The sequence below is a fragment of the Paenibacillus sp. J5 genome (genome assembly GCF_054955055.1).
Genome location: NZ_JBUEDD010000022.1, coordinates 1 through 12,891, shown reverse-complemented (window position 1 = coordinate 12,891; position 12,891 = coordinate 1). Strand labels below are relative to the sequence as shown.

The 12,891-nt window shown below is 44.7% G+C and carries 12 protein-coding genes and 1 pseudogene; all 13 read right to left on the bottom strand.

The window, feature by feature from the left end:
* Positions 1 to 10 precede the first annotated feature (10 nt).
* Entirely contained in the window at positions 11 to 1,735 is a 1,725-nt protein-coding gene (locus tag ACY1JZ_RS25755; protein WP_462631613.1) for an ABC transporter ATP-binding protein, read from the bottom strand.
* A 101-nt stretch (positions 1,736 to 1,836) separates the two neighbouring features.
* The gene (locus ACY1JZ_RS25750) at positions 1,837 to 2,850 is read right to left on the bottom strand and encodes a FecCD family ABC transporter permease (protein ID WP_462631611.1); all 1,014 of its coding nucleotides are present in this window, start codon (positions 2,848 to 2,850) and stop codon (positions 1,837 to 1,839) included.
* Positions 2,847 to 3,872: a FecCD family ABC transporter permease gene (locus ACY1JZ_RS25745; protein ID WP_462631609.1), complete on the bottom strand. Its 1,026-nt coding sequence runs from the start codon at positions 3,870 to 3,872 to the stop codon at positions 2,847 to 2,849. Before ACY1JZ_RS25745 ends, ACY1JZ_RS25750 begins: the two co-directional genes overlap by 4 nt.
* Positions 3,873 to 3,884: 12 nt before the next feature.
* Positions 3,885 to 5,837, bottom strand: coding sequence for a helix-turn-helix domain-containing protein (locus ACY1JZ_RS25740; RefSeq protein ID WP_462631608.1), 1,953 nt, complete (start codon positions 5,835 to 5,837; stop codon positions 3,885 to 3,887).
* 480 nt (positions 5,838 to 6,317) lie between these two features.
* Positions 6,318 to 6,806, bottom strand: a complete 489-nt coding sequence (locus ACY1JZ_RS25735) for a hypothetical protein (protein ID WP_462631607.1) — start codon at positions 6,804 to 6,806, stop codon at positions 6,318 to 6,320.
* Between the two features lie 325 nt (positions 6,807 to 7,131).
* The gene (cdiI, locus tag ACY1JZ_RS25730; RefSeq protein WP_462631605.1) at positions 7,132 to 7,461 is read right to left on the bottom strand and encodes a ribonuclease toxin immunity protein CdiI; all 330 of its coding nucleotides are present in this window, start codon (positions 7,459 to 7,461) and stop codon (positions 7,132 to 7,134) included.
* A gap of 18 nt (positions 7,462 to 7,479) precedes the next feature.
* Positions 7,480 to 7,947 (bottom strand): hypothetical protein, encoded by a 468-nt coding sequence (locus ACY1JZ_RS25725; RefSeq protein ID WP_462631604.1) that lies wholly within the window; start codon positions 7,945 to 7,947, stop codon positions 7,480 to 7,482.
* A gap of 70 nt (positions 7,948 to 8,017) precedes the next feature.
* Positions 8,018 to 8,677, bottom strand: a complete 660-nt coding sequence (locus tag ACY1JZ_RS25720; protein ID WP_462631602.1) for a hypothetical protein — start codon at positions 8,675 to 8,677, stop codon at positions 8,018 to 8,020.
* Positions 8,678 to 8,979: 302 nt separating this feature from the next.
* A complete protein-coding gene (locus ACY1JZ_RS25715) occupies positions 8,980 to 9,453 on the bottom strand; it encodes a hypothetical protein (protein ID WP_462631600.1) in 474 nt (157 codons plus the stop codon).
* Positions 9,454 to 9,688: 235 nt separating this feature from the next.
* Positions 9,689 to 9,889, bottom strand: coding sequence for a hypothetical protein (locus ACY1JZ_RS25710; RefSeq protein WP_462631598.1), 201 nt, complete (start codon positions 9,887 to 9,889; stop codon positions 9,689 to 9,691).
* A 532-nt stretch (positions 9,890 to 10,421) separates the two neighbouring features.
* Positions 10,422 to 10,634: pseudogene (gene cdiI, locus ACY1JZ_RS25705) on the bottom strand (ribonuclease toxin immunity protein CdiI); the annotation flags it as partial.
* Between the two features lie 55 nt (positions 10,635 to 10,689).
* Complete coding sequence (locus ACY1JZ_RS25700) at positions 10,690 to 11,184, bottom strand: SitI3 family protein (RefSeq protein WP_462631597.1); 495 nt, start codon at positions 11,182 to 11,184, stop codon at positions 10,690 to 10,692.
* Positions 11,185 to 11,201: 17 nt separating this feature from the next.
* Positions 11,202 to 12,891, bottom strand: a 1,690-nt coding sequence (locus tag ACY1JZ_RS25695) for a CdiA C-terminal domain-containing protein (protein WP_462631596.1), incomplete at its 5' end; no start/stop codon positions are given.

Here is a 12,891-nt window from a genome sequence, read left to right as displayed (position 1 = left end):
TCCTCTCTTTCTATGAAGCCTGAGCCGAATACAATCTGGCATACGTTCCGCCGCACTGCAATAATTCCTCGTGTGTCCCCATTTCAGCAATGCCTGTTCCTTCAAGAACGACAATCAGATCAGCATGGCGTATCGTCGACAAGCGGTGCGCAATTACCAACGTCGTGCGATCTTTCGAGATTTCATCGAGCGCCTGCTGAATCTCCTGCTCCGTCTTCGTATCCAAAGCCGACGTCGCCTCATCCAGGATCAGGACAGGGGCATTGCGCAAAATCGCCCGTGCAATAGATAACCGCTGCTTCTGTCCGCCAGACAGACGCACACCGCGCTCCCCGATGATCGTATCGTAGCCTTGTTCCATTTGCACAATAAAGTCATGGGCTTTTGCGGCCTTTGCAGCAGCGAGCACAGCTTCACGGGTCGCATCCTGCCAGCCATACGCAATATTGTCGTACACCGAGCCATCAAACAAGAACGTATCCTGCAGCACCATCGATATATTATTGCGCAAGCTATGGAGCGTAACATCACGAATATCCGTACCATCCATCAGGATCGAACCTTCTTGTGGATCATAAAAACGATTCACCAGACTAACCAGCGTCGTTTTGCCCACACCAGTTGTCCCCACCAACGCCACCGTGCGTCCCGGCTCGATCGTCAGATTCAACTTCTCCAGTATAGGAGATCCGTCCTGATGCGAGAACGTCACCTGCTGAAATGTGATCTGTCCTTGTACGCGCGGCAAGGTCGATGCATGACGCTTTTCCTTCACATCCGCTTCTTCGTCCAGCACCTCATACACCCGGCGAAGCCCCGCAGCAGCGCGTCCAGCCATTTCGACCAATCCCGAGAATGACTTCACAGGGCCATAGAACATGCCCAGATAGGCAATAAAACCGACAATATCCGCAATCGTCACTTCTCCCGTGCCGACCAGGCGACCACCAAAAATAACAACGAATACGGTTCCCAGCGCCGTAACAAAAGCGAGCAACGGTACTGATGTTTCATAATATTTACTGGCTCGCAAATACGTTTTTGTATGCTTCAAGGCCAGGTGATGGACTCTTCGTTGTTCTTCTTCTTGACGGTTGAAGATTTGAATTTCCTTCATCCCCGACAAGTTTTCCTGTACTTTACCGGATATCTCTCCCCGTGCCTTGGAGTTTTCTCCCCATAGCGGTGCCAGAAACCGGCTTTGCCACACCGTAATCGCAAGTAATATCGGTATCGTAATTAAACTGATTAGTGCCAGCTTCACATTAATTGTCAGAAGCAGAATTCCGACACCCACAAAAGTTAAACCATTGACGACAAACTCTGGAATGACGTGAGCAATAAAAATTTCCGCCTCCATTGCGTCATTGACGACACGCCCCGTCAAATCGCCCGTTCTGCTGCGGTTAAAATAGCGCAAGCTCATTTGCTGATATTTGCGATACAAGCGTGTGCGCAAATCAGCTACACAATGAAGGGCAGTATAGTGATTCATATACCCAGACAAAGAGGTGCCTATCGCTTGCAGCGTGGTTGCTCCTAGCAGCAGCAAGCCGATCGTAAGCGCCTCTGTGGCAAAACTAGCGGTGCCATCCATCGCTAACTGGGTTAAGGTGCGCAGCGCCCAGGGCAAGTAAAAACCCGCAACCGTAGCGATTGCAAGGCCAATAAAGCCCAGGCTGTACTGCAGCCAATATTTGCGTGCGCCCGTAAGGACGAGCCAAGTTATTTTCATGTCGCTACCGCCTCCTGCTCTCTTATGAATGTGTGGAGATGCTACGCCTTTTCCATGAATACAATCCATGGAGTCTGTTGTGCCGCTACCATCGCAAAATCCTAATTCGCCTTCGCTAATAAATAGAGAAAATACGGCACACTGATGATCGTAATCACGATTCCCGTCGGCACGTCTCCACCCAGACTGATCGTGCGCGTAATCGTATCGGCCAACACGACAATCAAGGCCCCCGTTAGGCTTGCCGCCGGAATCAATAGCTTATGATCCGGCCCTACAAGCCTGCGCGCCAGATGAGGGGCAATCAAGCCAATAAAGAAAAAGCTGCCGCCCAAAGCAACACTGCCCGAGGACAGCGCCACTGCAGCAATCGACAACCCCAGAAACTCCGGCTTCACCGCAAGTCCCAACCCTTCTGCCATCTGGTTGCCAAGATTGAGCGTGTTGAGTATGCGCGCCTTGTAAAAAATATAAGCAAGCAGGATGAAGATCCATGGAGTCAAAATGGCAATATACCGCCAATCGTCTCCCCACAAGCTGCCCGCCAGCCAGCGCAGCATAAAGTTCATCTGGCTATCGTCAAGCTTCAGTGTCAAAAAGGTAGTCAACGCCCCGTAGCCGCTGCCTAGCGCGACTCCCGTCATAATCAAGCCAATCGGCGAAATGGCTCGCCCGCGCTGGTAAGAAAGCAAAAATATCATCCCAGCCGCCAGCATCCCCCCCACAAAGGCCAGCAGAGGCAACAAAATAAATGAACTCGTACCGACGGATGCGATGTATACCACAAAGAACAAGACAAATAAACCTGATCCTGCGCTAATGCCCAATGTCCCTGGACTGGCCATATCATTGCGCAGCAAGCTTTGCATCACGACTCCAGCGGCTCCCATCCCGAGGCCGACCAAAATCGCCAGCACGATACGCGGCAAACGGAAATCTAACACAATCAAATTTTGCTGATCCGTGCCCTTTCCTAGCAGCACATGAAGCACATCTATCGGAGATACGTTCATTTTGCCCGAAATCACACTGATGGCAGCGATAGCAAAAATCATCACCAAGAGCAATACATTGACGAAGATGCCGCGCTGCATGCTAAATCTAGGCTTGCTCATCCTAACTCCCTCCTTTGTCTGCGTGCCAAAAAGAGGAAGTACGGAACACCAATAATGGAGAAAACAATGCCGATTGGCGTCTCGAACGGTTTATTAACTAGCCGCCCGGCCAAGTCGGCAGTAACCGTCAGCAACGCTCCATACACCGCAGCGGCAGGAATAATGTAGCGATAATCGACACCGACCATATAGCGTACAATATGCGGTGTAATCAACCCGACAAAACCGACAGGCCCAACGACAACCACGGAAAGCCCGGTAAGAACCAGCACAATAATGGTCGATAGTCCCTTGATCAGACCGCTGCGAATTCCGAGCCCTCCAGCTACATCCTCCCCCAGGCTAAGTAGGGTGACCGATGGCGAAAGAGCCAACGCAAGCAGTACACCACCAACAAACAACGGGAAGATCACGAATAATTCTCCCCACTTCGCCCCCGCCGTGCTCCCTGCTGTCCAGAATGCAAGCGCACGCCCCAGATTGTAATTGATCGCCAAATATTGACTGAGTGCGCTGAACAGCATGGAAATGGACAAACCGGCCAGTACCAACCGCTGGGGAGTCATCCCTCGCTTGCCCAATGAAGCGATAAAATACGTCATCCCGGTTGCCAGAGCAGCACCGAGACAAGCAAATAGCATCATCTGTCCATACGTGTAGCCTGGCAAAAAGGCCAGGCACAGCGCAATCGCAAAAGCAGCTCCCGAGCTGATCCCCATCAGTCCCGAATCTGCAAGCGGATTGCGCGTTGTCCCTTGCATGATCGCTCCGCATACCGCCAGGCTGCATCCGACAACGAGATCTGCGACTGTGCGTGGAAGTCGCAACGTTTGTATAATCTGGTGTTCTCTTAGCGTTGGATCAAAACGGAATATAGCCTCCCAAGCAGTCGCAATTCGCATATCAGCGGCGCCGAAGCTAATCGACAACGCCGACATGAGAACGGTCAACATAAGCCCGACCACAATATACACTATAAAGTTGATTGCCCCACGCGGCTTTGACAGAAGTTTGTTCGTCATCACGATTTTCCTTTAATTTTTAGTCTCTTCCAACCGACGCAACAGTTCTGATGAGACTGTTTTAATTTGAGCGATAGTCGAATAAATGTCTGTATAAAAATTCAACCCAAATTTAATCTCAATGACACGATTATTCTGGACAGCCTCCAGCGAGTTCCAGATCGCATCGTCAGATAAATCAACCATCCCTTCATAGCTATTGCGAATAATAAAGTCGCCGCTATAATTAGCCAATACTTCAAAAGACAAGCCCTCTTTGGAAATCCCTTTATCCAGAATAGCGGTCTGAACAGTCTCTGGCGCACGCAGACCCAATGAGGCGTAAACGACACTTCCCGCACCAAATTTGTCACCAAAGACAAACATGGTTGCATCGGAGCCTCCTTCAAAGACAGATACCGAATAATTGTCAAAACCAGCCTGCTTCAGGTTCAACCTAGCCGTCTCTACCGCCGTTTTATACTCCTCAATCGCTGCAGCCGCAGCTTCCTGCCTGTTCAACACCTCGCCCATAAATGTAATCCGCTCATCCTGTGTCATATCAATCAACGGCACTAACACCGTAGGCGCAATTTTGGAAAGCTTATCCACATAATCCTCTCCAATAACAATAATAAGATCCGGCTGCAGCTTCATCACATCTTCCCCGTCCCAATCAGGCATCCATTCCAGAACAGTAATATCAGATACCTGCTCGGCAAAGGCCGCGCCATCGTAGACGTCCGAAATGCCAACCGGCTTAATACCGAGTGCGACTACATCGCCCATTAAATATTGCACGACAACACGCTGCGGATTTACAGGCACCTCGATATCACCCCGCACCGTGCTTATCGTTCTTGTTTCGTTGCTTGTTTCGTTCCCCTTGGACTCTGCATTTGCCGCTTCATTCTGATTCGTTGGCGTCGATGATGAGCACGCTGATAACAACATCATGAGACACATCATCGCAGCGACGATAAACTCCTTGCTCTTTATTTCCTGAAGCATTCTGTAATCCCCATCTCTCTGAAATTTGACTATATCCTCTAACCCTTTTTCATTGTAGATATGTTGAGAATGGTTATCAATATCACAATCGTGCATCGCAGCTATCTTTTTGTTCCGATATTCGCTTGGCGTCATCCGATAATATTTTTTAAATAGACGTATTAGATTAAGCTCTTCCACCATGCCACAGCTCATCGCCACTTCCTTGATGGTTGCATTGGTGTAAAGCAATCCCTCAGAGGCCGCTTTAAGCCGCTTCAGCGTCACATACTCCTGCAGACTCATCCCGAATCTTCTTTTGAACAGCCGTGTCAATTGCCCTCTGCTTATAGCAAACATATCGGCTATTTCTTCAAAAAGCACAGGATTCATATATTGTTCGTCCAAATAACGCTTGGTAGAACTCACAGGGTCGGGTTGTAAAAGCTTCAAGCGATCGGTACGCAAATCATTGTAGATCTCGCGAACCGATTGATATAACAAAGTTTTGGCATGTAACTGCTCCAATGGCGAGACAAGCAGCCAATGATCGTTCATCTGTTGAAACAAGCTCTTGAGCATGATCGGATTGCTTGGAACACAACCAAACTGCTGACTGAATGGGTTGATTTGCTCCATCAAGCAACAGACATCTTCACTCCGTTTAGCTGGCAGCTCTGCTTTGTATAGCACCATGAACACATCAATAGAACCGTCTAGCGCCCATATACTGAGCTTTGTACCCTTGCCGCCATGAAACACGGCAAAACGATCCACTGCATAGACCGTATGATTTAATTGCACGTTAGCCATTCCACCGCTAATAAATATCTGGATACTGGTTGGCATGCGATAGTTGATCAATGGAGTTCCAGAGTGGAGGTGACTCAACCGCACGTCAACCAATGTGATGAGCGAACGAGCCCATAGTTGTGCCATCTTGTCTATCCCATCAGAACTGAACCATTCATTTACTTCCCTAGCTGGTTGAATCATCATCCACTCCCCTTATCAATGTCTGTAGTCTGACTGGCATCATAACAGTTTATTATTGATTTTGATTATCAATATCGATTTTATGAAATAGTATACCATCATTTCGCTTAAATAAGGGAACTTTCGACGTTAATGGAAACGAAGATACCCGTGCAAATTCTAATGCCTTTTCATCCAACCATCGGGGAGGTGTATTGTACAGTTGCGAGTAAAATTGAAAAAACGCAAGAAAACGAAGATAACAAAAAACAGATCAATTTATCTGACCATAATCGACCTGTTCAGTGTAACGGAATAGCGTTATTTAGGTTATAAAATTATGGCTCAAACCAGAAATCAGTGCTTGACTTGGGCCGAGATGAGACGCTACGGGACAGAGGGTTCTTCCGATCGCTGTTAAAGCCCGATTCCTTTTATGAGGACTATGGTGGAATCCCTCCGCCCCTCCGCTTAGCTCTGTTTTCTGTCAAGCACTGATTATTAGGTTGAGCCAAAATTAAAGCATTTGATGTGCGTACAACCGAATTGCATATACTCTCGTTTAAAATCTTCATAAATTAAAAATGCATCAGCTAATAATTCTTTCAATTCTTCGTAATTACGGAATACTGGCTTCCTCACTTTATCATTTTCCAGACCATCTAGTTGTTCTTTTAATATTCCCCACGTCCCACCGATCCTAAGTTCGGAATTTTCCCATACAGACCATATAAATTCAGCTACACCATATTTTAAAGAGATAACATATTGAAACTTATAATTATTCTGCGTTTCTGTAATTTTAAAGAACTTTTCCTTCTTATTAAACGAGGAATCGTATCCTAATTCACTAATAATTTTTACTACTTGGTTACTTTCATAGTCTTCGAAACTTTCACTAACATTAAATTGATACTTTGTGGCTAGATTCTTATACCTTTCAATAAATTTTATCTTCTCAAAAGTGTATTTAGTATGTTTATCTATCATATTTACTCCTCCCTAAATCTGATTTCAATCCCATATTTATTCTTTGCCAAATCATCCTCCCTATCAGGGCGGCGTATTCTACAGTTGCGAGTAATTTTGAAAAAAATCGCAGATAACGAAGATAACAAAAAACATGTCAATTACGGAGGTATCTGACCATAGTCAACCTGTTTGATGCAACGGAATAGCGTTATTTAGATTATAAAACTAAAGCATTTGCTGTACGTACAATCAGAATGGAGAAATATTTATATGGGTATTACATGGATTAGATGTGTTATTGGTTGAATGATGGATTCATTCGACACTAGGTAGCCCCAACTACTTATACAATTTTAAACTTTCGTTTAATTTCGTATAATCGGGATTCAACTACATCCTTATCATCAGAATGCCCTAACAAATATAATTCACTTGCTTCTTTAAGATAAACATAGAAACTGGAGTAATCTAATACGATGGTTACATCTTCATCAACTGCAGGACGGTCACAAAAATAGCAAACCCCCTCTTCTCCGAAGTACCCTTCTTCCCACTCTTCTAGTTCACCTGCAAATAGACACCAGATATGCTCATTACCAAAACTCTGCCCGTTACAATACTTTTCCAACGCTTTAATAAAGTTCCCATCTCCGATAGACCCAGCATCAAACAAGCATTCTTTAGCTCGCTTTTAGTTTGGCAACTCCTGAAAAATATAAGGATATCGTAATAAAGAAATTATCTTATTTGATAGATACTTTTTCTGATATTGATCGAGTTTTGTATTTATGATTACAGTAGCATTTTCTTTTCTGAATATTTGATCTGTACCATTTTCTACAAAAACCATGTCAGGATTAAAAGCCATTAAAATATTACCGAAAATTTTAAACAATACTTCTAATCCTTCTTCAAATAATTTTCCGAATAATTGAATTGCAATTTCCACATTAATTCCCATCTCATATTCTTCTCTTAAATAAGAGATACTAATAATATCTTTTGTTTCAATATCAAGTGTGAAGTACTTACAACTAAGACGGGAAAAATCTTCGTAGTTAGTTACTTTATCTTCAACTGTATCGCTTACTATATCATAAATTGTTTTTTCAAGTGCTTCCTCATCCAAATCTGAGACTAAGAATAACGTACAGTCCATCTCACTTCTAACCTCCAAATACTCTTGTAATCTTTGCATCCTTCACTAGAATTAATTCTTCTAGTCTTTTTTAATCCCCATTCGGATTTGCTTTTCTCAAAATTGTTTCGATAATTTCCTTATACACTTCTGCCGCTCGGTTTCGCTCCGGCTGCGCTGATGTGGTTTCCCTTGTCAATCCGATGCCCTGCTTCAGCTCCAGGATCGCTTTCCCCCGCACTCCCGAATCTTTGAATCGCTTCATCCATCGCTCCAGGGCTGCTTCATCGCCTCGAAATGAATTCTTCAGCAAGCTCTCTCGGATTTTCTCATAGGCTTGACTTCCTTCGGACACCATCTGCAGCTCGATTATATTCAGATCAATCTCACTCTTTGTCTCATATGTTCCGTCCAGATATTCCGTGTAAGCCTTCATCGTCCGATTGATCATCGCCTCATCATCCAGCCTCGCTGGATCGATTAACAGCGTATCCGCTACCCCGGGAGTCGAGACGGGCTTCGTGGTCTCCTCAGGTACCCAACGGGCTCTTGCCGCTGAACGCCTGTTCATCTCCTCCATCAATTGCCTTAACAGCTCGGACCAGCTCCAGTGCTGCTGGATCTTCCGCGCCAGTGTCACCACATCCCCGATGTCCAGTGGCTGTCCCTGCTTCAGCGCGATCAGCAGCGCGGCTCCTGTCTTCGGCAGCATGCCTAGCGACGGCTCGTATACGGGCGGCAGCGGCTTCACCGTACATGCTTCTTCGCGCGCCCCTCCTGCTTCAGCAGCGGGGTTTTGACATGGCTCTCCCCATCCAGCACCACGCTGCTCGCTTTTAAAAAATCGGTGTGAAAGCGAAGATAACAAAAAACAAGTCAATCGTGGTGGTATCTAACCATAATCAACCTGTTCAACGTAACGGAATAGCGTTATTTAGGTTATAGAATTAAAGCATTTGATGTGTGCGTACAATTAAAATGGAGAAATCTTCACACGGGTATTACGTGAGTTATATGTGCTACTGGTTGAATGATGGATGCATTCGGGACATCTTAGTTTGACAATTCTTTTTCAATGTAAGGACGGTCAAATAGACTAAGTAGACTTGTGGTCAAATATTTCCTCTGATACTGATCTAAAGCGTTATTGACAATTAGCTGACCATTCTCAATTCTAAGCAACTGAGCTGAACCATCTTCTAGAAATAATAGATTTCCATCAATATGTCTTATAAGCCTTCCCATAATTTTGAACAAAAGTTCTAGTCCTTGACAAAACGTATTGCCGAATAATTGAATTCTAATACAAACATTTACATCTAAGTTATAATGATTTCTAACAAAAGCGATATCAGAAATATCTTCAATTTCAAGAGCCAATGAAAATAGCTCAGACCCAATAACTATTTCCTCATCGTTACAAATCAATGATGCCTTCTTGTTCGCATACTCAGTCGTAAATCTTTCCAGCATCTCACCTAATGAATTATTACTTACATTAGATAGTAAAAACAATTCATAATCCATTCACTTGTATCCCCCAAATACTCGTGTAATTTCCCCATATTTAATAATAAATAGTTCTTTTAAGTTCTTCAAATCACCGTTTGGATTTGTTTTTAGGGCTTGCTTCTTGGTCTTATTTACGTTAGCATTTTTACTTCAAGAGGGTTTACACAAAAAGCTTTACAGACCCGCTTTTTCTCTGCCAGCGTTGCAATATGACGTTCTACGGACTTGGAACTGCATCCTAGATTTCGGGCTATCTCATATACGCTACAATATCGACGAGAATCAGCTTCTCATACGGACTTAAACCGTAACACCGATGGAGTTTATGCGACAGGATGGTATATCCTTTGTGATGCCCTGTAAAGTTGCTCTCCTTGGCAACTTCGTCCATGTACGCATTAGCGGCTCTGTTATTCTTAGTCAACCAGAAGTCGCTGTACTTCGTTTTCATATGCTCCCATCCTTCTTTCTTGTGCTGTTATGCCGCTACTGGGCGGCTATGGAGTAGGGAAGGCGGCTAACCTGACACGTATCCTTACCTGTTCTATGTCAACTGGTCGTCACCAGATTGTTCGTTCACTGTAACCATCGCGGCAATTAGCCCATTAGTTGCGGATAATTTGCATATAAGTCCTGATAATATTAATGGTCGGGCTATCTATCTCAAAAGATGCTTTACCTGTTCACCCTCCCTATCGGGGCGGCGTATGCTAAAGTTGCATAACATTTTAAAAATCCTGTGAGAAAGCGAACATAACAAAAAACAGATCAATTATGGTAGTATCTGACCATAATCGACCTGCTTCGCGTATCGCAATAGCTTTATTTAGGTTACAGAATTAAAGCATTTGATGTGCGTACAAACGAAAAGGAGAAATCTTTATACGGGTAGTACATGGGTTATATGTGTTATTAGTTGAATGATGGGTTCATTAGGCACTGTGTGGTGCTATTTCATCAGCAGCATCATGTTAATGTTTGTATCAACTAACTAAATTATGCTTCTCTTTAATTTGCTTCAGGTAACCCTCAATAACATCCTTAACATTTGGTGCATCTTCCAAATATACTGAACAGGCTATCCGAAGATAATAAAAAAATGTACGATAATTTACTGCGACTTCTTCATCATGTAGTGAGAACATGACACCGTCAAACGTATCTTCATCAGGGTCTAAATCATCAGGGAATAGACATACTGTTGCATTAGTTTACAAATAATCAGCAAAGATGATTTATCAACAACCTATTCTAAAGTTTTTCATTAGGTTTTAAAAACATGAATTCTCTATGTTTGATAATTTCTTTGAAGTTCTCATTATCCCAAAATCCAGTATTATTATTAATATAGATCACTTCATTTAACCTTACTAAATAAACTGTATCACCATTAAACTCAAAAATGCAGTTAGTGCTGACCTTATCCATGATTTCAAAAACAATAGTTAACATATTAACTATTGCTTTTTCCCATTCAAAGAACTTGTTAATTCTAAAACTTAAATCTTGTCGATTGATGAATTCATCCAAGAAGTACTCCGACTCATAACCGTAAAGTGACTTAGAAGTATCCATTAGCGCCAATGAAAATCCAAGCCTATCATATGTTTCAGTTATTTGAATCCCTTCTGACATTTTTTCTATTTTGTTCACCTCTAGTATTACACCCAATTTTTCCAGTTCAATACTGATATCATTATTGGTTAATTGTATCTCTTCTAACATAAATGAATATTCTAGAGCCATTATTATAACCCCCCGTTTTATGGAAGTAAGTGAATTACCTTTTTATCTTTAGTTATTACGATGACTTCATCTAAATTCTTTATAGGCCAATCAATAAATTGCTTTTTCAGTTCACTTAGATTTCCATTCCAGTCTCCAAGATTGAGTACAATTCTTCTTGTTTGGCCTTCTTTAATTTTCTTCTTCTCTAGTTGTGAAGCGATACCACGTGGACTTGTCGTATCTTTAGGTGAATAACAATCAAATATAGTATCATTGATTAAATAGTCAGGATCTTTATTAGTATCCGGTATTTTTGGATTCTGCTCAACATTATATCCGTTTTTAGCTAAAATCTCGGCTGCTTCATTCTCTCGTGACAACGAACGCTTAGTCTCTAAATCCATATTTTCTCTTATTGTAGTTTTATACCCTTTTGGCTGTGCATTTGGATTAGGAGCATTTATTGGCTTTGTTACCTGCCCAGGACTTCCCCAATGTCCTCCACCTTCTGCTTGACTTGGGATTTTACCCGTCTCCTCACTACCACTCTTCTTCTCCCCTTCGCCACTCTTGCCGGATTTCCCTCCCTCTCCGTCGTTTTTCCCTTTCACTTCGCCTGCCGAAGGCTCTCCAGTCTGTGGCTTTGTCGGTGTGGCACTGTCTGGTTTCCCTGCATTCGGTTGCTGCTTATCGGCTTCCCCTTTTTCCTTCTCTCTCTGCTCTATCCGCTTCTGCCGATCCTGCTCTTGAAATTCCTCTCGCGTCATCGTTCGCTCTCCAGGCTTCGGTTGGTATCCTCTCGTCTCTAGACCCGTCGAGCTATCCACGCCCACCTTCCCCCTCGGTTTCAATGGGCCTCCTCTACCAAAAGAGAACAAACCAAAGGTGCTTAAATAATGATCCGCTGAACCCGGATTCTCCGGCGCGAACGCTCCACTCAATGTGTCCACTCCACCACTGCTGATCCAGTTCATCCAATCTTTTACCGAATCGTTTCGCTTTGATGCTCGATCATTTGCACCATCCCACCACCCCGTCGCCGCTCCATACGTCCAATAATCTATAAACGCTGGCACACTATCGAGCATTTCATTGAACCGACGGTTCTGATCCTCTCTCAATCCATTAAATGCTTCCGCGAAACTTTGTCCCGTATATTGAAAGCTGTCGATCATGGCATTCCATTCATTCCCTATCCCCGTTGCACCACGATCCCACACTCCTTGGACATTTTTCCAGAAGCTTCCCCATCCCCAACCGTTATCCGCTTCCGCCTCCGGTTCAGGTGCAGGGCAGCCCAAGATGACACGCTGGGCTGAACGCCTGTTCATCTCCTCCATCAATTGCCTTAACAGCTCGGACCAGCTCCAGTGCTGCTGGATCTTCCGCGCCAGCGTCACCACATCCCCGATGTCCAGCGGCTGTCCCTGCTTCAGCGCGATCAGCAGCGCGGCAAGATCCGACCACACGCCGCCTCCGCTGCCTCCGGCGGACGGAGCCCCTGCTCGCATGCCGACCACCGCGCCTATGGACGCGGCTCCTGTCCTCGGCAGCATGCCCAGCGCCGTCAAGCCTACTGTCATCGCTCCCTTCAGCACACCGCCAATCACCGGGATCATTCCTACCAGCGCCAGTCCTGCGCTCAGCAGTGATCCCGCCTTCGCCCCCAGCAGACCCGCTCCCGCAGCTCCAGCCCCTACCGCTCCGATCCCGGCTGCCGCGGCT

Bases quoted from the DNA above. Each gene is read 5' to 3' on its own strand.
- ACY1JZ_RS25715 (WP_462631600.1), bottom strand. From the start codon at position 9,453: ATGGATTATGAATTGTTTTTACTATCTAATGTAAGTAATAATTCATTA.
- ACY1JZ_RS25750 (WP_462631611.1), bottom strand. From the start codon at position 2,850: ATGAGCAAGCCTAGATTTAGCATGCAGCGCGGCATCTTCGTCAATGTA.
- ACY1JZ_RS25740 (WP_462631608.1), bottom strand. From the start codon at position 5,837: ATGATTCAACCAGCTAGGGAAGTAAATGAATGGTTCAGTTCTGATGGG.
- ACY1JZ_RS25735 (WP_462631607.1), bottom strand. From the start codon at position 6,806: ATGATAGATAAACATACTAAATACACTTTTGAGAAGATAAAATTTATT.
- ACY1JZ_RS25745 (WP_462631609.1), bottom strand. From the start codon at position 3,872: ATGACGAACAAACTTCTGTCAAAGCCGCGTGGGGCAATCAACTTTATA.
- ACY1JZ_RS25755 (WP_462631613.1), bottom strand. From the start codon at position 1,735: ATGAAAATAACTTGGCTCGTCCTTACGGGCGCACGCAAATATTGGCTG.
- ACY1JZ_RS25725 (WP_462631604.1), bottom strand. From the start codon at position 7,947: ATGGACTGTACGTTATTCTTAGTCTCAGATTTGGATGAGGAAGCACTT.
- ACY1JZ_RS25700 (WP_462631597.1), bottom strand. From the start codon at position 11,184: ATGGCTCTAGAATATTCATTTATGTTAGAAGAGATACAATTAACCAAT.
- ACY1JZ_RS25710 (WP_462631598.1), bottom strand. From the start codon at position 9,889: ATGAAAACGAAGTACAGCGACTTCTGGTTGACTAAGAATAACAGAGCC.